Origin of the sequence: Legionella lytica, assembly GCF_023921225.1 — a bacterium.
Lineage (GTDB): Bacteria > Pseudomonadota > Gammaproteobacteria > Legionellales > Legionellaceae > Legionella > Legionella lytica.
Window position 1 is genome coordinate 211,683 of record NZ_CP071527.1, and the last position, 18,753, is coordinate 230,435.

Genomic DNA, 18,753 nt, shown 5'->3' on the forward strand with positions numbered 1-18,753 from the left:
GGGTTTCCTGTAGCCCGTATTAGCGCAGCTTAATACGGGATCACAGCTTAAATAGCACTCATTACTTTTCATTAACACAAGCAACGATTTGCCCAAGATCATTATCCAATGGTAGCACATGCGCCGAATTTGCCAGCCAGTGTATGGAAACATTAGGCAAATCCTGAAATAAACGTTCCACCGCATCCGAAGAAACAACTGCATCATGAGCACCTAAAAAAAGATCAACGGGAGCATTCGGCGGAGTCCATTGATGTTGCAAAACCAAATTAAACATTTCTTCTATGGCCGTAAGCGGCAAACGCTTATAAGAGATTTCTGCCTGGGCATTGTTAAGTAAATTACCTGCTGCACCCCGCAATTCTTTAAAGCCTAAACTTTGTAAGAAGTTGGCTAATTTTAAACTAGAAGTTACATTCATCTTCAGTTTTAAAGCGGGTGCCAAAAGGAACATATGATTAAATGCAAATCGCTCACTTAGCTTGCACGCAAGTAAACCACCGAGAGAGAATCCCATTACATCAACTTTTTTGTAGGTCTTAAATAGTTCTTCACAGGCACTAGTTGCTTCAGCAATCCAATTTGCAGATGTTATTTTAGATAATGCATCAATACTTTTTCCATGCCCAGGAAGGACTGGACACATAACCGCATCATAATTTTTTAATTGGGGGATGAGCAGCCGATATACTGCTGGAGTGGATGAAAATCCATGTAAGAGCAGAAGTGCTCGTTCATTTTTGTAGCTGTGATTATACACTGACTTAATAAGAGAAAAATCTTCTTCTTTTAAGTCATATACTTGTTTCCCTTGGTGAAAATAGCGAAAATCGTTTTTATTCATAGAGCCTTCATTGCAAAATTAATGTAAAAATAGGTCCGAAGAATTTATCAAATGGCTAATCTTGATATTATCTACAATATTAAGAGTAGTCAAAAATGAAATATAGAAGCTGTTTCTTTTGGCTTTCTGGGGTATTGTTGCACAGTGTGTGCTATCTTTAATATTAAGGCGGTTTATCGAGGGTAGATGAGATGGGTACCGGAAAAGATGAAATTGTGAAAAAAGAGAATGAAGAACTGATTGAGGCTGAAGTAGAAGAAGAGGTTGAAGAAGATGAAATCTTTGAAGCCATGAACAACATGTTTGAACAAGCAGAAAAAGAAGCTGCGGAAAAAACGGCACAAGAAGAGGATGACGCTAATCTTGAAGCTGTAGCTAATATGTTTGAACAGGCGGAAGAAGAGGCTGCAGCTAAAGAGATGGCCGAAGAGGCTGAGAGAAATGCCCCCGCTGAAGCTACGGAGGAGGATGAAGAGGCCACTGCCACCCAAGAGAACTCACCAGTTCCCAAACCGGCTGCTGATGATGATGAAAAAAAGAAAAAGCAAAAAAGCCCGATGATGGAGCTCGTAGACGAGCTGAATGATTTTGTTAAAGCAGTGAATGATCAAATTACGGATTTCGTTAAAGAAAAAGGTAAAGATGCATGGAATAAGTTGAATGATACACAACCCATGAAAACCTTAAATGGCGCTATGAGCGAATTAAGCCAATTTGCCAAAGATAAAGCTGGTGAACAGGTGGATAAAATCGCTGATTCTAAAGAAGTAAATGATGCAAAGGAATTTGTTAAAGGCTTACAAGATACCGTTAATAGTGCTTTTTCCCAATTGATGAATATGGCGGCAAACTCCATTGCAAATGCAGTTAAAGGGATTACCTCGCCAACGCCCTCTTCTTCTCCCGATGCCCAAGCAGATGCTCAAGCGCAGGCCCCCGAGGATACCGCGGATGATACCTTTGCAAACGACGGCATTGATGAGCTAAACGAGGCAAATGCCGAACCTGAGCTTGCGAATGAAGATGATGCTATTTTAGAAGCTGTCGGAAAAATGTTTAATGATGCCGATGCGAGCGTCGATATGGAAGCTCCAATGGATTCATTAACTAGTACGACTGATGAACCTATGAACGCATTATCTAGTGCGATGGATGGCCAGGAAGGTCTAGGCAACGAAGCACCTGCTCCTTCAGTGGATTCAGATCTGACCGAAGAAGTTTCTTCAGGTTTGTCCAAAGCGATGTGATGAGTTTTGAGAAGCTTTATTGTTGCTAAAAAATCGAGCTAAGGGGGAATATCCCCCTTTAAAATTATGGGTTATGGGAACAAAATTCCTTCAACGGTTAAGATTTAGTTGGGGTAGTGTGCACATTTGGTGTATCGGGTGAAGGCTTTGGCGTTGTTACTAGCGTGTTATTCTGAGCAATGCTCCCCTTGGGATCTGCAAGGCTTATCCTTGATTCGGCAGTAGTATTGGTTGTTACTCCATCTGAGGGCGCCTGTAGTTCCGGTTGGTCGGCATCCTTCTTCGCTTTCGGTGTTACTGCATTGTGTACACCGGATGCAATAGCATTAGCTGCCGAATTCATTACTTGGGAAAATGCATCACCAATTTTTTCTTTCAGTCCAGACACTTTTTCTTTAGCTGAACTTAATGCATTTGCTGCATCTGACTCACTTAGCTTATCCCAGGCATCACCTGCCTTATCCTTAGCAAACTGCTTCGCTTCATCAAGAGCTCCAGCTAAGGTCTTCATCGGGCCGGTGTTTTTTAGCTTATCCCAATTCTCACTGGCTTTATCTTTGAAAAAATCGGTAATTTCCTTGTTAGTCTGTTTGACAAAATCGTTCAGCTCATCAACTAACTCCATTAGCGGATCTTTTTTATCTTTCTTTTTCTCTTTATCTTGCTCTTTTGGTGGGCCTATACGCTCATTTGCATCTTCTGCATTCCCTTTTTTTTCTTCTTTATCGTCCTTCGCTCCTGCTTTACGTGTAGCTTCTGCTTGCTGCTCTGCGGCAATTTGTTTGTCCCATTGTTGAGAAAGCTCTAGATGTTTCTGGTCATTTGCCTGACATGTCTTAACATACTCATCATAGGCTTTAACTTTACCCGCAGAATGTTCATTTTGGCTTTGCTGAAATTCTTCGGAGTTCGCTTCGTTATCACTCTGATATTGTGTGCTTATTTTTTCATGTTCGGCTTTGTAGTCATCGTAAGTCATGCCTTCTTCGCCAGCCCACCGTTGCTGCAACTCCTCTATTTTTGCCTGATAATCTGTCTCAAGTTGGTCACGTTTGGTTTCATATTTACTCAGGGCTTCTTCATATTGTCCATCTAACTGGGAGTATTTTTCTTCCAGAACCTCAGTAGCAAAATCATTAGCTGCATTATGAGCTTTTGTTGCCTCATCGAATTCAGCACTGGTAACTGTTGCAGATGGATCTGCATCAAACCTTTCTTTTAATTTCTTCATCATTTGATCATATTGATCTTGAGGAGTCAGTGTATCCGTATCTTCAGCAGTGGGTTTTTCTTCTGGGCCATCAGTAATGGCTAAGGGAGCTGATGAACTATTCACCAGTGAGGCCGTATTCAATTGTTCTAATTTTTCCAATTCTGCAATTATAAAATCTCGTGCATTATTAAGTTTTTGAGTTGCCTCTGTAGCTGCCTGTTGCTCATCTAGATTTTTATCTGGATGTATTGAACGCGATATCTCTTTCCAGGCTTTGGTTATAGCCGCTTTATCGGCATCTGGGCCAACACCTAACATAGCACGGGGGTCATTAGGATCTGCGTTATTTATCTGCGCGATTTTTGGATTTGCCATCTTAATTTCCTTCTCAATAACCGTACTTATTGTAAGTATTATCATTAATATTAAGTGTAGAGTATAATTTTTGCCTTGTAAGGCGCTTTTGGCAAATAAATGGATTATTTAAGGACAATAAATTGAAAATTTGCTGTATGCGAATAGCCCGTTTTATCTTGCTTAAAGGCCTTCATCGAGTCTCGGTTGGCTAAAAAATCGAACAAAAAAAGAAGCTTATATGGTAAGGGGGGGATACCCCCCTTTAATATGGGATGGATTTACACTTCAAATAACTTATGTGGCAAGCTCTCGATACGGCCAGCTTGGGTAACCACTACATAATTTAATTTACGTTGCAATTCACTAATCGTATCCGCACCAGCATAGGTTAGGCCGGATCGTAAACCACCAACAATGTCGCCAATAATGACATCGGCGTTTTCTCTGTAAGCTACTTCAGTGGCAACGCCTTCAGCTGTTTTCCACTCATGCATTTGTCCTAAAAAGTTTTCTTGGGCCTCTTTGGAAGCCATACCACGGTAACGTTTTACCTTGGTGCCATCTTCTTTTTCAATGACTTGTCCTGGAGTAGGAGATGTACCTGCCAACATACCACCAATCATGACGAAATCAGCACCAAAGGCTAGGGCCTTAACGATATCCCCAGAGGTTTTAATACCCCCATCAGCAACAATAGAACGGTCAGAACGTGAGCAATCTTGAATACAGGTTAGCATGGGCACACCAAAACCAGTTTTAATCCGCGTGCTACAAACGGAACCACCACCAATACCTGCTTTAATAATGTCTGCGCCACAGGATGCTAAATAGTCTGCGCCAGCGTAAGTTGCAACATTTCCAGCCATAATGCAGCGATCTTGCAGCATTTGCCGTAAACTTTTTAGCGTTTTACCCACATATTTTGCATGGGCATGTGCCACATCTACACAAAAATAATCCGCTCCAGCATCACGCAATGCTTCTGCTCGCTCCAATTCAGCCGTAGTACAGCCAATAGAAACAAAAACTTTTCCTGTGCATTTTTGAAATTCTTTGATGTTGTCTTCCACGCTCATAAAGCGGTGTAGCGCACCGATTGCCCCTTTGCTAGACATAAAATTAGCCATATTACTTTCAGTAATGGTGTCCATGTTGGAGCTGATTACTGGCAGTTCTAGGCTGAGTTTAGCTAAGCGGTCGGTGCTGGTAGTGTCCACCACGCGTCTGGACTCGTGGTGGTTGTAAGAAGGAACAAGTAGAACATCATCGAAAGTGATGGCTTGGTCAGTCATGATACATCCTCGTAAAACGTATACTATAAATGCTCTGCGGCATAAAATGCAAGTCTTGAACGCTCTCCTCGAGTTAAACTCATATGGGCACTATGTTCCCAATGTTTAAAGCGGTCTACCGCAAAGGTAAGACCCGAAGTGGTTTCACTTAAATAGGGTGTATCAATTTGCTTAATATCGCCTAGACAAATGATTTTGGTTCCTGGGCCTGCACGAGTAACCAGAGTTTTAATTTGTTTGGACGTTAGGTTTTGTGCTTCATCAATAATGAGGTAACGGTTTAAGAATGTCCGGCCACGCATGAAATTGAGTGAGCGTATTTTAATTTTATTTTGTAACAAATCTTGAGTTGCACTCCGCCCAAAACTGCCACCTACTTGCGAACTATGCAGTACTTCCAGGTTATCCATTAATGCGCCCATCCAGGGAGTCATTTTTTCTTCTTCAGTTCCGGGTAAAAAGCCAATGTCTTCGCCTACTGGAATAGTGACTCGCGTCATGAGGATTTCATTATAGCGATTTTGATCCAGCACTTGGGTCAGGCCTGCAGCAATGGTTAATAAGGTTTTTCCGGTGCCTGCAGGGCCTTGCAGAGTAACAAAATCAATATCAGGATCTAGCAGCAAGTTCAGGGTAAAGTTTTGTTCTCTATTCTTGGCGTTAATTCCCCAGACAGAATGTTTTGCTTGCGTGTAATCGCGTACTAATTGGATAATCGCTTGGTCTTTATCTAATTTTTTCACTATAGCCTGGAATTGATTATCTTCGGTACTTAGACAGTCATTAGGATTCCATTGGCTAATTAATGGGCCTGCTACTTTATAAAAAGTTTTGCCACTTTCTTGCCATGACCCCATGTCTTTGGCATGCGTATCCCAGAAATCATTCTCTAAGATATGTAAGCCGCGATGTAATAAATTAACATCATGAAGTACTTGGTCATTGTAATAATCTTCAGCGGGAATGCCCAATATTCCGGCTTTAATTCGTAAGTTAATGTCTTTAGAGACAATAATTACCTGCTTGCTCTTGCTGTATTTTTTTTGCAATCCTAATGCGGTTGCCAAAATAGTATTATCTACTTTATGACCGGGTAAGGTAGTTGGTACTATTATGTCAAACTCATCCGTTTGGAAATAAAGTTTACCGCTGCTGGTCTTGTCTGAGTTAATGTAGCTAGGAATGGGTAAGCCGGAGGCAATTTGTGCATGGGAGGCATTACTCATCAATTCAACTAACATGCGGTTTGTTTGTCTTACGTTACGTGCGACTTCTGATGTGCCCATTTTATGGCTGTCTAATTCTTCTAGAACAACCATTGGTAAATAAATATCATGTTCTTCAAAATGATAAATGGCGGTTGGATCGTGCATTAAAATGTTGGTATCAAGTACAAACAGTTTTTTTTGTATGTTGCTAGTATCCATGATTCACCTCAGTTATCAAACAAAACTGCTTTTTATAACAGTGTTACAGCAAAGGAACAAAATTTCTTTTGTCTTAACTCTCATTGTGCTAAGGCTAAGTACTTGAGTCAAGAACAATATTTTTATTTTTAAAACCGTTTTGTGCTGAAATTTAGTCTATACTTAGGGTTCAGTTGCGGCTAGGGATTTAATGCGTACAACACTTCATCAACATGACCTTTCACACTCACTTTACGCCATTGATGAACTAATTTACCTTCAGGGTCAATGATAAAGGTACTACGCTCAATGCCTCGTACTTGTTTTCCATACATGGATTTCATCTTGATTACATCAAAGAGCTGACATAATTGCTCATCCGCATCACTGATTAATTCAAAAGGGAAATTTTGTTTGGCTTTAAAGTTTTCATGAGATTTTATGCTGTCGCGAGAAATACCAAAGATTTGCGTATTTAAGGCTTGGAATTGAGGGTAGGCATCACGGAAGTCTTGGCCTTCTGTAGTGCAGCCTGGAGTAGAGTCTTTGGGGTAAAAATAAAGGACAACATACTGTCCTTTATAATCGTTGAGATGAGCTTGTAGGTCAGAGGTTGCGCTAAATGCGAAATTTTCTACAGAGTCACCTATATTCATTATTCTCTCCCTGTCTTTTTCATAATTCGTGAACGGTCTCGGTTCCACTCGCGGTCTTTGATGGTATCTCGTTTATCATGTTCTTTTTTACCCTTGGCCAGAGCAATTTTTAGTTTGATTTTATTCTTTTTCCAATACATAGATAAGGGGATAATCGTATAACCTTGACGCTCGACACTGCCAATTAGGGTATTCAATTCTTTTCTATTTAACAATAGCTTGCGCGTACGCGTTGGATCAGGAATTGAATGGGTTGAGGCAGTTAACAAAGGTTGAATTTGGGCGCCAAGTAAAAAGGCCTCCCCATATTTGAGAATCACATGAGAATCTGACAAATTAATTTTACCCGCACGTAAGCTTTTGATCTCCCAACCTTCAAGTACAAGCCCTGCCTCGAACTGTTCTTGAATAAAATAATCAAAACCTGCTTTGCGGTTCATTACAATCGTTGAATCGGGTTGTTTTTTACTGGTCATAATTTAAGAGCCCGTACTATTCCTTGTCTTTCTGTATTCATGTTTATATTCTAAGGGTAACTGAGGATAAACGCGTGCTAAATCTTCGTCAACGGCCATTCGATTATCGAATACAAAACATTGACCCTCCCATAGTGATTTTTCTTTGGGCATGGTTTCAATATAGTGCAAAATCCCATCTTGTAAATGGTAAACTTCAGGGAAGCCTAAATCTTTTAAATACGCGGTAGATTTTTCACAGCGAACACCACCAGTGCAGAACATGGCAATTTTTTTATCTTTTTTATCAAGTAATTGCTGCTCTACATATTCTGGAAAATTTCTAAAGTTTTCAGTATTGGGGTTTATCGCATTTTTGAAGGTACCCAAGTCATATTCATAATCATTGCGAGTATCGATAAGTATGACTTCAGGATCTTGGATTAACACGTTCCATTCTTCTGGAGAAAGGTAGGTACCAACTGTTTTTAGCGGATCAACATTGTTGATGCCCATAGCAACAATTTCTTTGCGCAATTTGATTTTGGCCTTTTCAAAAGGATTTTCTTTATCAATGGTTTCTTTGAAACGCAAATCGGCTAAACGGGTATCTTGACGAATATGTTGATAAAAACGGTCTATCTCTTCACGAGAACCAGCAAAGCTACCATTAATTCCTTCGGCGGCTAATATAATGGTTCCTTTAATTTTGTGGGCTATCATTTGCGACAATAATAGCTTACGCATTGATTCATAATCATTTATAGGAACAAATTTATAAAAGGAGGCAATGATTATTTCTTGCATTGGACTACCTAGGGCGTAACAAAAATAATCGCCGGAAAGTAACATCTAATCACAATTTAATCAATAGGAATGAATAAAACACATACAGCAAACAAAGTTTTTTATGATGTCTGCATGCATACATTTACTGGATCTCTGCAGTATGAACAGAAAATATTTATTATTTTATTGGTGTTATTAAAAAGTGACCAAATGCGTTGACAAAAACTAACCAGTGATCATACTGTTATATACAAAGGCAAATAACTTCTAATGGAAATGGATGGTGGCATTAGTAATGCCATGGAGAAGTTATCAGGGACGTCTGTATTCTTGGTGTACAGATTTTATAAGGAGATAATATGGTTAATTATACCCGCGTTTTTCGTTGGTTTTTCGCACTAATCCTCTGCATTCCTCTCGTTAGTTTTGCTGCAGCTAAGCCTATAAAGTCTATGGTGCTTTTTGGTGACAGTATGTCGGATATAGGTAACACCACCCACCTGCTTAAAAGTCTACGTCAGGAAGATGATCCTGCATTCTTAGTTGCACCATTCAAAATCTTCGTACTAAACAAAATGGTTGAGTTTGCAGATGAATACTATGTGCCACAAATGGTTTTAGAGTCTGGTATGGCCGTAGTTACTGAGTTTTTTGATAAGGAGCTTGCGCCCTATATTGCTAATTTAGTGAGTAAAATTAGATTAGTGCCTATATTACCTGGTCAGCCTTATTGGAATTCAAGATTCTCTAACGGTAAAGTTTGGAATGAATATTTAGCGAATATGATTTCTGTAAATCAAAACGATGAAGATGTTTATTTAAACCGTTCTTTTGCGGGAAGCTGGGCTGTCACTTATGACTATCAATTAACAGTTTGGAATTTAATTCGTCACCCAATCGGCACGATTAAAAACTTGGTTGTAGGTAAGCTCGTACCTCCAAGTCTGGGTTTGACTGTACAAGCGTACCTAATGGAGCATCAAAAGCTTAGCGATGAAACGGTATTCTTCTTGTTTGCCGGAAGTAACGATTACATTAACGTTTTATTCTTCGAAGACAATTACAACACGTCAGTAATGAGCACTTATGTTGATAATGTTCTGTCTGGTTTAGGTTCTTCAGTAAATAAATTAATGCAAGCAGGTGCACGTCGCTTTGTTATCATGGGGGTTCCACATATCGGGGATACTCCACGGGTGGTAAAAACTACAGATCGCGAAGTGTTAAATGCTGCAGTGGACCAACACAATGAGCGTTTACGCACACGCATTCAAGAATGGCAAAAATTGTATCCAGATTCTGATTTCATGTTCGTAGATATGAGTGATTACATGAAGCGGGCTTTAGATAATCCACAAACTTATGGATTTACCAACACGACTGATGCATGTATCGATGTGAAGTTGCCAATGTATCATGAATTCAATAATTCACCTTTTGCCAATAACTTTGTTTTACGCTATGTCCAAGTGCTGAAATATCGAGATAGTAGTTTTGCCGCTGGTGAAAAGAACTACACAGTATGCGATAAACCAGAAAGCTATTTATTCTGGGATGAGATTCATCCAAGCACTCGCGCACATGCTTATCTTGCCTTTGAAGTGTGTAAGGACATGAAGTATCACGGTTATGGTGTAACGTGTAAAAACCCACTGGATTAAGTCGGTGTGGCGCTCAGGTTAGGGGAAAATGTACCCTAATCTGAGTTTTATGTTGCAATAGCTTCTAAAAATCTTACTTTTTTGTGGATTAATTCCCATTCTGTTCTAAAATTACCCATGCGACCTAAATAGGCTTAGTTCTTTTTGGAGATGTTTGTGGCATAATTCTGGTCTTTTTTCTACTTATCCCCAAGATACTTTACAATGCTTGGTTTGGTGTGGACTGTTTTTTCGCTTTAGGCGTAAGCACAATCGCGCGATGAGAATCTTTGGGAATATTATACGTTAATGAAGTGTTAACACGAGGAGCTGGTGATGTGCGGAATTATGGGTGCTGTTTCTGAAAGGGATATCAGTAAGATTTTGTTGGAAGGTTTGCGACGTTTGGAGTACCGTGGTTATGATTCTGCAGGGATCGCGGTAATTGATGGTGATTCGCATCTGAAGCGCGTCAGAATTCAAGGGAAGGTACAAAATCTGGCTGATGCCATGTTAGAAACAGCCATTTCTGGGACCACGGGAATTGCTCATACGCGTTGGGCAACTCATGGTAAACCTTCAGAGCTGAATGCACACCCGCATTTATCGCATGGTGAAATTGCCCTTGTTCATAACGGCATTATTGAAAACCATGATCATTTACGCCAGGATTTAATGGCCAAGGGTTATGTATTTACATCAGAAACTGATACTGAAGTTGCCGCACACTTAGTTCATTATTATTACCTCAAATCGGAAAATTTATTAGAAGCCGTACAAACTGCAGCAATGGAAATGCATGGTGCGTTCGCTTTAGGCGTTATCCACCAGCACCGTCCCTATGAGCTAGTTGTTGTGCGTAAGGGTAGCCCCTTGGTTATTGGTTTAGGTATTGGTGAGAATTTTATTGCCTCAGATGGTTTGGCATTAAAATCATTCGCGCAATCGGTCTTGTATCTGGAAGAAGGTGACAGTGCCTTGATTACGGCCAAGCAAGTTACTATTTACAATGCGTCCGGAGTTCCGGTAGAACGCCCAACGCATTTGTTAAGCAATGATGCAGAAACGGTGAGTAAAGGGCGATATCGCCATTTTATGCTTAAAGAGATTTTTGAGCAGTCCAAAGTGTTAACCGATACTGTTGAAGGGCGTGTGAATAGCCTGGAAGTACTTCGCTCCAGCTTTGGTGAACGTGCCTCTCATGTATTTCCTTTAGTAAAACAAATCCATATTGTTGCGTGTGGAACCAGTTATCATGCGGGTTTAGTTGCTAAATATTGGTTGGAGTCTTTAGCAGGTTTACCAACGCAAGTTGAGATTGCTAGCGAATACCGTTACCGCGATGTGGTTGTGCCTGATGATACCCTATTTATTACCGTATCCCAGTCAGGGGAAACAGCAGATACCCTAGCGGCATTGACTAAAGCAAAATCTTTAAATTATCTTGCTAGTCTGGCAATTTGTAATGTGGCGACCAGCACTTTAGTACGCGAAGCCGACTGTGTCTTTTTAACTCGGGCGGGCATTGAGATTGGTGTTGCCTCAACGAAAGCGTTTACTACACAATTAGCGGCATTTTTGATGCTGTCAGCGGCTCTTTGTCATGATCAGCGAGCAGAAGACGTAGTTGCGCAATTGCAAGAATTGCCACGATGCTGTGAGCAGGTATTGCAAATGAATGACGAAATCGAAGGGTTATCGGCCTTGTTTGTTAATAAAGCGCATACCCTATTTTTGGGACGTGGCGTGCAATATCCTGTCGCATTAGAAGGGGCTTTAAAGCTCAAAGAAATTTCATACATTCATGCCGAAGCTTATCCTTCTGGAGAGTTAAAGCATGGGCCTTTAGCTTTAGTTGATGAAGACATGCCTGTTATTGCGGTTGCACCTAATGATGAGCTTTTAGATAAATTGAAGTCTAATTTACATGAAGTGAGTGCACGCGGCGGTCAGTTGTTTGTTTTTGTCGATGGAGCGCATACTTGGAAAGCAAATGGAGCACGTTTAATTAAGGTTTCCCCTTGCGGTTCTTGGATTGCACCTATAGTGTACACAATTCCGTTGCAGTTATTAGCTTATCATGTTGCCGTTGCAAAAGGTACTGATGTGGATCAACCACGTAACCTTGCCAAATCGGTAACGGTTGAGTAATAATGTCGCGATTTTTATCATGTATTCGGGGATGTAAATGACTCAAGAGATGTTGACGTCAGCGTCAATTATTGCGCAAGAACTTAAGGTTAAAGTTGCGCAGGTTGAAACAGCGATTCGTTTGCTGGATGAGGGAGCAACAGTGCCTTTTATTGCACGTTATCGTAAAGAGGCTACGGAAGGATTGGACGATTCGCAATTGCGTTTTCTTGCTGAACGTTTGCTTTATTTGCGTGAATTGGATGAACGTCGTGAAGTAGTCTTGCAGTCCATTCGGGAACAAGAAAAATTAACTCCAGAGTTAGAGAAAAGTATTCTTGCCGCAGACACTAAAACTCGTCTTGAAGATTTATATCTGCCTTATAGACCGAAACGTCGTACTAAAGCGCAAATCGCCGTAGAGGCAGGCTTACAGCCTTTAGCGGATGCATTATGGCATGATCCTGCACTGGATCCTGAAGTACATGCAGCGCAGTTTATTAATGCTGAGGTCGGTATTGAAGATGCTAAAGCGGCTCTTGAAGGTGCTCGTCACATATTAATGGAGCACTTTGCTGAAGATGCGGACTTAATTAATGAATTACGCGAATACTTATGGCAGCATGCTATTGTGAAGTCCGTGGGTAGTTCGAAGAAGAAAGAAACTGTGAATAAATTTGCAGATTACTTTGATTATGAAGAGCCCATTAAGAAAATACCTTCTCATCGTGCTTTGGCTTTATTCCGTGGCCGTCGAGAAAGTGTATTACAAGTTAGCCTCACCTTACCAGAAACGGATTTGGCTTATGGTGAAACTAAAGTCGCAGCTCACTTTAAGATTACTGATCAGCAAAGAGCAGCCGATCCGTGGTTATTAGAAACTGTTCGTTTAACGTGGAAAGTGAAGTTATTCACTAAACTTGAGTTGGAATTATTGACTCGTTTACGTGAAATGGCCGATGAAGAAGCCATCAAAGTATTTTCTAGAAACTTGCGCGATTTACTCCTTGCCGCTCCTGCTGGCCCACAAATCACCATTGGTCTTGATCCGGGGATTAGAACTGGGGTGAAAGTAGTTGTGGTTAATGCGACTGGGAAGCTTTTGGATTTTTCTGTTATTTATCCATTCGCACCACAAAACGAATGGCATCAATCCATTACTGATTTGGCTAAGCTTGCTGCAAAACACCAAGTGAATTTACTTAGTATTGGTAACGGGACTGGTTCACGTGAAACAGAACGTTTAGTTACCGATTTAATTAAAATGTACCCAGACTTAAAACTGACCAAAATCGTAGTCAGTGAAGCTGGAGCTTCTGTTTATTCTGCTTCTGAAGTTGCGGCACAAGAATTCCCTGATTTAGATGTGACCTTGCGCGGAGCGGTTTCTATTGCTCGTCGTTTACAAGATCCTTTAGCGGAATTAGTAAAAATTGAAGCGAAGTCTATTGGGGTTGGTCAGTATCAACATGATGTAAACCAAGCCCGTTTAGCGCGCAGTCTCGAAGGGGTTGTTGAGGATTGTGTGAACGCGGTTGGTGTGGATGTTAATACTGCTTCCGCAGCACTACTATCGCATATCTCTGGTTTAAACGAGACTTTAGCGAAGAATATTGTCCAATATCGTGATGAACATGGTGCGTTTAGTAATCGCATGCAATTGAAGAATGTTAGCCGTATGGGTGAAAAAGCATTCCAACAAGCTGCTGGATTCTTACGTATTATGAATGGCGATAATCCTTTGGATGCATCTTGTGTTCATCCTGAAGCTTATCCGTTAGTAGAAAAAATTATTGCAGATAAAAAGGTTGCGATTTTAGAGCTTATCGGTAATAAAGATGCTTTAAATAGCGTGAATGCGGCACAATTCGTTGATGACCAATACGGTCTACCAACAATTCGCGACGTGTTACGTGAATTGGAAAAGCCAGGCCGTGATCCTCGCCCCGAGTTTAAAACAGCACAATTTAAAGAAGGCGTTGAAGACATTGAGCATTTACACGAAGGAATGATTCTGGAAGGTGTGGTGAGTAATGTCACTAACTTTGGTGCCTTTGTTGATATTGGGGTTCACCAAGATGGCTTGGTCCATATTTCAGCGATGACCAATAAATTTATTACGGATCCGCGTACAGTAGTTAAAGCGGGCGATATCGTTACGGTCAAAGTGGTTGAAGTGGACAAAGAACGCAAGCGTATTGGTTTAAGCATGCGTTTGGAAGAGGAATCTTCTTCACCAGTTGTTAAGAAAAAAGCGAAGGCTCCAGAGGCGAAGAAACAACCTGAGGGAGCTCGGTCTGAACATCGTAAGAAACCTGAGATGGCTAAAAAAGCTGAACCAGTCAAAAAGACGGTGTTTAACACGGCGATGGCGGATGCGTTAGCGAAGTTAAAGCGTAATTAAAACTAAAGCGTAGCCCGTATTAGTACAGTCTAATACGGGTCTATGTGCCACAAAGCCCTACCTATATAACTAATAAGTGGTGGAACCAATGACATATTCCCCAAAAGGCGAATTAACCATCCAAACTTTGGCAATGCCTGCCAACACGAATGCAAACGGTGATATCTTTGGCGGTTGGATCGTGTCGCAAATGGACTTAGCCGCAGGTGTTTTGGCAAAAAAGCTCGCTGTTGGACGGGTAGCAACCGTTTCTATTCATTCAATGTCGTTTTTAAAACCTGTTCATGTAGGTGATCTGATCAGTTGCTATGTTACCCTGGTCAAACAGGGGAAGACCTCCATGACCATGAATGTAGAAGTATGGGCCTTGCCTGCTACAACGCAAAGCGAACCTTATCAAGTGACAGAAGGTGTTTTTATTTTTGTCGCTATTGATGAACATGGAAAATCAAGACCGGTACCTAAAATAATATGACCAATGATTCGGCAGAATTGCAACGTTTACTTACGGAAATGGCAACATTAATTGAGCAAAAGGCGGATCCTGATCCTCAATTATATATGCTGTTTTTTCAACAACCAGAACTTTCTTTTAAACTTGTTGATATTATAAATAATCTTGAGGAAAACCTAGAAGAGGGCCTGGCTGTTTATTCAGCCTGCGTGTTTGCTTTAGATATTTGTGTGGCGCAGCTGCAAGGGGCAGCCGAGGCCAATAATAAATTAAGTGCAAAGGTCTTGTTTAATTTGATGGACCATTTAGCTGAACTTATTTATTCGCAAAAACACAGCTTAAGCTTTTGGCTACCCATTTTAAATTCTTTCTATGAAGCGCATGTTGAATTAAGTGAAGAATTAAAAAATGCTTATTTTGATTTAGCAAATCAAGAAGAAGATCGCATTGAGGACGAATTACTTGATGGTGAAGAGCTTCCTTCTCACTTAGATGCAATTCGCGATTTAATTCATGAATTATCTGACCTCAGTGTTTTTGAAATAGCAGAAAATTTTTTCGCGCAAAGCTATGCAATGCCGGCTGACTTTTTCACGGATTTAATCATCGATTTATACAGTATTGAAGAGGGTGCTGATATCGCGCTATTTACCTTACTGCATCCCAAAGCCGAGGTTAGGGATATTGCGATTACAACATTGGGACAAATTATCGATCAGGTTACCTTTTCTTCTGCCTCATTATCACGATTGCAAAATATAATGCATTGGTATCCCGAACGTTATCATCCACTATTTAATAGCTGGATAAAAATTCAACGTAAGAAAGGAGTGGTGTTTACACCGGAGAGTGAAAAAGCGATTGCGAGTATTAAAGCGACGGAGGTCGACGGCACCGGAGCCCAAGGTATTTTTATTCATGCACGCAAAAATAGAAAAAACCGACTTTGTGGATTATTACTTAAGTACAACATAGGAATTAAAGATGCGTGGATGACTCCGATTGTTAGTGCGAAGGAAGTAAAAGATTATTACGGCCAGGCTTTTGATGAAAACGTCACCTTACGTGATGTTGACCTGCCTTATTTCACTATGATGGTTGAACATTTTCTAGCAGAAACCATTGCGCATGGCGATATTCCGCATGTACATTTTTTAGAAATTCAAGAGTTATTAGGTTTGCGTTTACGTCCGCATAAATTGGATTTAGATGGCCTGTTTGAGCAATTGAGTGTGCAAATAACGCCATTTACCCCAGAGGCAATTACAGCATCTTTACAGCGCTCAAAGTCATGGTTAAAAAGCAAGGCCTTTACTGAATCCTGGTATATAGAAAATCCGGTAATTGATAAAATCGTGAATCATAACAGCAGCTTTGTTGATGGTATCCGTGTCTGTAATTTAGAACAGGCAATGTCCGAAGTATTTGCTGAAGAAATGGAGCATCATCGCGATAAATGGCAATTTCATTTTCTCTGGATTGCCTTGTGGATGAAGTCCAAAGAGCGCTTGAATGAAAAAATATGGCGAGATAGTTTTCTTATCGCTTACTCTATTCATGATGGTGTGGCATTAGAAGATCTTCCGGTGATGCGGGAAATTTGCCGTCAGACAGTAATTAATAGTGTGGAAACAATGCATGAGCGTAGAACGCACTTAAGCCAGGAGTAGGTTGGGCCAGAGGGCAATGGCACTTCACGAATAACCGCGGCTTGTCCGCGGTATCCATTTATCCCGGTAACGTTCTTTATTATGGATTAATCATGTTACAAAAGAATAAAAATAAATACATTAGTTACATTGATGGATTAAGAGCATTCGCCGTTATTTCTGTATTATTATTTCATCTTAATGTTGCCCACATCACAGGCGGTTATGTTGGGGTAGATATTTTCTTTGTCATTAGCGGTTTTTTAATTACTCGCTTAATTGTCAATGAAGTTACCCAAACAGGCTCATTTAATTTTACCAATTTTTATTGCCGTAGAATAAAACGTATTTTTCCGGCACTCTTTTTCATTTTATTCTGTAGCCTGGTGGCCGGACTTATTTTATTAGCACCAAGCCATTTACGCGCGTTGGGACGTACTGTAGCGGCTGCCGCATTTTCTGTATCCAACTGTCTCTTTTTATTTGAAAGTGGTTATTTCAATGCAAACGCCATATACAAGCCGTTATTACATACCTGGTCCTTAGGCGTTGAAGAGCAGTTTTATTTTGTTTGGCCATTTATTTTATTTATCGTAGCAACCAAGTTAAATAAACGCTTTTTGCCTTTGACGATTATTGTTTTAGGCTTAATTAGTTTTGGCTTAAACTTACTATTCCAAAAGAGTTATCTTACGGCGCTCTTTTATTTGATGCCTTTTCGATTTTTTGAATTTTGTATTGGAGCGTTGATGGTTTGGCTCATTAAGTACAAACCAAAACAGTCGTTTTTCACCGAGCTGGCTTGTCTTCTCGGTTTGGGCATGATGTTGTACTCTGTGCTAACTTTTAGCAAAGATACCTTGTTTCCTTCGTATAATGCATTAATTCCAACTCTGGGGGCTGCCTTAGTTATTTATGGTGGGAATGCCAGGTACATGGGACGACTTTTTAGCAACAAGGTTGTTGTCAGTATAGGCTTAATCAGCTATTCACTGTATTTAGTTCATTGGCCAATACTCGTATTTTATTCCTATGTAAGCGCTACAGAAATTAGCACTATTGGGGTACAGTTATCCCTCCTTCTTTGCTCCTTATTGGCTGCTCTATTTAGTTATTATTTTATTGAGCAACCATTTAGACATACGCCAGCCCAAGGTATGAAAGCACAACATATGTTAATTATGAAATGGATTCCAGGCATTGCTTTAACTGCTAGTTGTGGCTTTGCTTTGTATTTAAGTCATGGCTTATTGTGGCGGATTCCTGCACTTGATGGCCCACAATTTAGTCCCGGGCAAATTGCTCTGGATTATCATAAAGCTCATTTTGGTGGCCAAGGCTTTGCCTATCCCTTTGGCTGGACCTATAAAGCAGAGCATGATACGCCAGACATTGTTTTACTGGGAGATAGCCATGCGCAAATGCTGCAGTATGGATTAGCCAATGAAATCGCAAAACCCTACCATAAATCCATATACATAGCCGGTTCGAGTTGTTTGATCCTGCCGGATTTATCACGTACCACTCCAGGGGATGATTGGAATAAGATTTGCCCTAATGTATTAAAACAAGGGTTGGCTCAATTACAAAAAAAGCCTGATTCAATTTTGATTGTTTCTCAATACTGGTTATTCCAAATTTTAATGGCCAAGGATTTAAGCAATCAACAACCATGGCATATTGATTTAATGAGCAGTCAGAGAAAAGACTATCAGCCTTTATTGATTAAGCTTGGCCAATTACGCCAATTAATTGGGGATAGAACGTTAATTATCTTGGGTGATGTTCCTGGGGCTGGTATTAAAGATCCATTTGCATGCTTAACTCGTCCTAGTTTATCTAAGACCAATTGTATTACAAAAATTGATACTCGTGCCGAATCAAATATTAAAGCGCTTAATATCAATAAGGTTCTAAAATATTTTGCGCAACATAGCCCAAAAACTTATTTCTTCGATCCTTATTCGGTATTCTGTAATGCGACGATTTGTCATTCTTTGAATGCTCAAGGGGAGCCTTACTATAGCGATGACAATCATTTATCCGAAGTTGGCTCAAGTTATTTATTTGCCACACTGAAACCCCAATTGTTACCAATAATTTCATAGGACGTTCTGGTCATTTACAACAAATGACCCTTACTTAAATTGTTCTTGCCACATACTTATAAAAGTAGCCTGGTTGCTTGCAACCGGGAAGTCAGCAGCGTAGCGAATT

At 40.4% G+C, this 18,753-nt stretch carries 14 protein-coding genes; 7 read left to right on the top strand and 7 right to left on the bottom strand.

Features of this window, described 5'->3' with window-relative positions; genetic code table 11:
- Positions 1-61: 61 nt before the first annotated feature.
- A complete protein-coding gene (locus J2N86_RS00845; protein ID WP_252580318.1) occupies positions 62-844 on the bottom strand; it encodes an alpha/beta hydrolase in 783 nt (260 codons plus the stop codon).
- 191 nt (positions 845-1,035) lie between these two features.
- Between J2N86_RS00845 and J2N86_RS00850 the strand changes: the two genes are divergently transcribed.
- Complete coding sequence (locus J2N86_RS00850) at positions 1,036-2,091, top strand: hypothetical protein (RefSeq protein ID WP_252580319.1); 1,056 nt, start codon at positions 1,036-1,038, stop codon at positions 2,089-2,091.
- Positions 2,092-2,188: 97 nt separating this feature from the next.
- Here the strand turns inward: J2N86_RS00850 and J2N86_RS00855 are convergent, their stop codons facing one another.
- The 6 genes from J2N86_RS00855 to trhO form a co-directional block, all read right to left on the bottom strand.
- The gene (locus tag J2N86_RS00855; RefSeq protein ID WP_252580320.1) at positions 2,189-3,679 is read right to left on the bottom strand and encodes a J domain-containing protein; all 1,491 of its coding nucleotides are present in this window, start codon (positions 3,677-3,679) and stop codon (positions 2,189-2,191) included.
- Between the two features lie 260 nt (positions 3,680-3,939).
- Positions 3,940-4,953, bottom strand: coding sequence for a guanosine monophosphate reductase (locus J2N86_RS00860; protein ID WP_252580321.1), 1,014 nt, complete (start codon positions 4,951-4,953; stop codon positions 3,940-3,942).
- Positions 4,954-4,976: 23 nt separating this feature from the next.
- A complete protein-coding gene (locus tag J2N86_RS00865; protein WP_252580322.1) occupies positions 4,977-6,380 on the bottom strand; it encodes a PhoH family protein in 1,404 nt (467 codons plus the stop codon).
- Between the two features lie 179 nt (positions 6,381-6,559).
- On the bottom strand, positions 6,560-7,015 hold the full coding sequence (locus J2N86_RS00870; protein WP_252580323.1) for a peroxiredoxin: 456 nt from the start codon (positions 7,013-7,015) through the stop codon (positions 6,560-6,562).
- Positions 7,015-7,491 carry an SsrA-binding protein SmpB gene (gene smpB, locus J2N86_RS00875; RefSeq protein WP_252580324.1) on the bottom strand — a complete coding sequence of 159 codons (477 nt, stop codon included), beginning with the start codon at positions 7,489-7,491 and terminating at the stop codon, positions 7,015-7,017. The genes J2N86_RS00870 and smpB overlap by 1 nt, the downstream gene beginning before the upstream one ends.
- Before the next feature lie 3 nt (positions 7,492-7,494).
- Positions 7,495-8,277 carry an oxygen-dependent tRNA uridine(34) hydroxylase TrhO gene (trhO, locus tag J2N86_RS00880; protein ID WP_252580325.1) on the bottom strand — a complete coding sequence of 261 codons (783 nt, stop codon included), beginning with the start codon at positions 8,275-8,277 and terminating at the stop codon, positions 7,495-7,497.
- Between the two features lie 341 nt (positions 8,278-8,618).
- Here trhO and plaC point away from each other — a divergent pair, with 341 nt between their 5' ends.
- The 6 genes from plaC to J2N86_RS00910 all read left to right on the top strand — a co-directional run bounded on the left by plaC (position 8,619) and on the right by J2N86_RS00910 (position 18,644).
- A complete protein-coding gene (gene plaC, locus J2N86_RS00885; protein WP_252580326.1) occupies positions 8,619-9,920 on the top strand; it encodes a lysophospholipase/glycerophospholipid:cholesterol acyltransferase PlaC in 1,302 nt (433 codons plus the stop codon).
- Between the two features lie 315 nt (positions 9,921-10,235).
- Positions 10,236-12,050, top strand: coding sequence for a glutamine--fructose-6-phosphate transaminase (isomerizing) (gene glmS / locus J2N86_RS00890; RefSeq protein WP_252580327.1), 1,815 nt, complete (start codon positions 10,236-10,238; stop codon positions 12,048-12,050).
- Between the two features lie 37 nt (positions 12,051-12,087).
- Positions 12,088-14,433 (top strand): Tex family protein, encoded by a 2,346-nt coding sequence (locus J2N86_RS00895; RefSeq protein ID WP_252580328.1) that lies wholly within the window; start codon positions 12,088-12,090, stop codon positions 14,431-14,433.
- Between the two features lie 88 nt (positions 14,434-14,521).
- Positions 14,522-14,908 carry an acyl-CoA thioesterase gene (locus J2N86_RS00900; protein WP_252580329.1) on the top strand — a complete coding sequence of 129 codons (387 nt, stop codon included), beginning with the start codon at positions 14,522-14,524 and terminating at the stop codon, positions 14,906-14,908.
- Complete coding sequence (locus J2N86_RS00905) at positions 14,905-16,557, top strand: hypothetical protein (RefSeq protein ID WP_252580330.1); 1,653 nt, start codon at positions 14,905-14,907, stop codon at positions 16,555-16,557. The genes J2N86_RS00900 and J2N86_RS00905 overlap by 4 nt, the downstream gene beginning before the upstream one ends.
- Positions 16,558-16,649: 92 nt before the next feature.
- On the top strand, positions 16,650-18,644 hold the full coding sequence (locus J2N86_RS00910; RefSeq protein WP_252580331.1) for an acyltransferase family protein: 1,995 nt from the start codon (positions 16,650-16,652) through the stop codon (positions 18,642-18,644).
- Positions 18,645-18,753 lie beyond the last annotated feature (109 nt).

What these genes read in the sequence shown, in the direction of transcription:
- J2N86_RS00855 (WP_252580320.1), bottom strand. Translation starts at nt 3,679, where the DNA reads ATGGCAAATCCAAAAATCGCGCAGATAAATAACGCAGATCCTAATGAC.
- J2N86_RS00895 (WP_252580328.1), top strand. Translation starts at nt 12,088, where the DNA reads ATGACTCAAGAGATGTTGACGTCAGCGTCAATTATTGCGCAAGAACTT.
- plaC (WP_252580326.1), top strand. Translation starts at nt 8,619, where the DNA reads ATGGTTAATTATACCCGCGTTTTTCGTTGGTTTTTCGCACTAATCCTC.
- J2N86_RS00905 (WP_252580330.1), top strand. Translation starts at nt 14,905, where the DNA reads ATGACCAATGATTCGGCAGAATTGCAACGTTTACTTACGGAAATGGCA.
- J2N86_RS00845 (WP_252580318.1), bottom strand. Translation starts at nt 844, where the DNA reads ATGAATAAAAACGATTTTCGCTATTTTCACCAAGGGAAACAAGTATAT.
- J2N86_RS00910 (WP_252580331.1), top strand. Translation starts at nt 16,650, where the DNA reads ATGTTACAAAAGAATAAAAATAAATACATTAGTTACATTGATGGATTA.
- J2N86_RS00865 (WP_252580322.1), bottom strand. Translation starts at nt 6,380, where the DNA reads ATGGATACTAGCAACATACAAAAAAAACTGTTTGTACTTGATACCAAC.
- trhO (WP_252580325.1), bottom strand. Translation starts at nt 8,277, where the DNA reads ATGCAAGAAATAATCATTGCCTCCTTTTATAAATTTGTTCCTATAAAT.
- J2N86_RS00900 (WP_252580329.1), top strand. Translation starts at nt 14,522, where the DNA reads ATGACATATTCCCCAAAAGGCGAATTAACCATCCAAACTTTGGCAATG.
- glmS (WP_252580327.1), top strand. Translation starts at nt 10,236, where the DNA reads ATGTGCGGAATTATGGGTGCTGTTTCTGAAAGGGATATCAGTAAGATT.
- smpB (WP_252580324.1), bottom strand. Translation starts at nt 7,491, where the DNA reads ATGACCAGTAAAAAACAACCCGATTCAACGATTGTAATGAACCGCAAA.
- J2N86_RS00870 (WP_252580323.1), bottom strand. Translation starts at nt 7,015, where the DNA reads ATGAATATAGGTGACTCTGTAGAAAATTTCGCATTTAGCGCAACCTCT.
- J2N86_RS00850 (WP_252580319.1), top strand. Translation starts at nt 1,036, where the DNA reads ATGGGTACCGGAAAAGATGAAATTGTGAAAAAAGAGAATGAAGAACTG.
- J2N86_RS00860 (WP_252580321.1), bottom strand. Translation starts at nt 4,953, where the DNA reads ATGACTGACCAAGCCATCACTTTCGATGATGTTCTACTTGTTCCTTCT.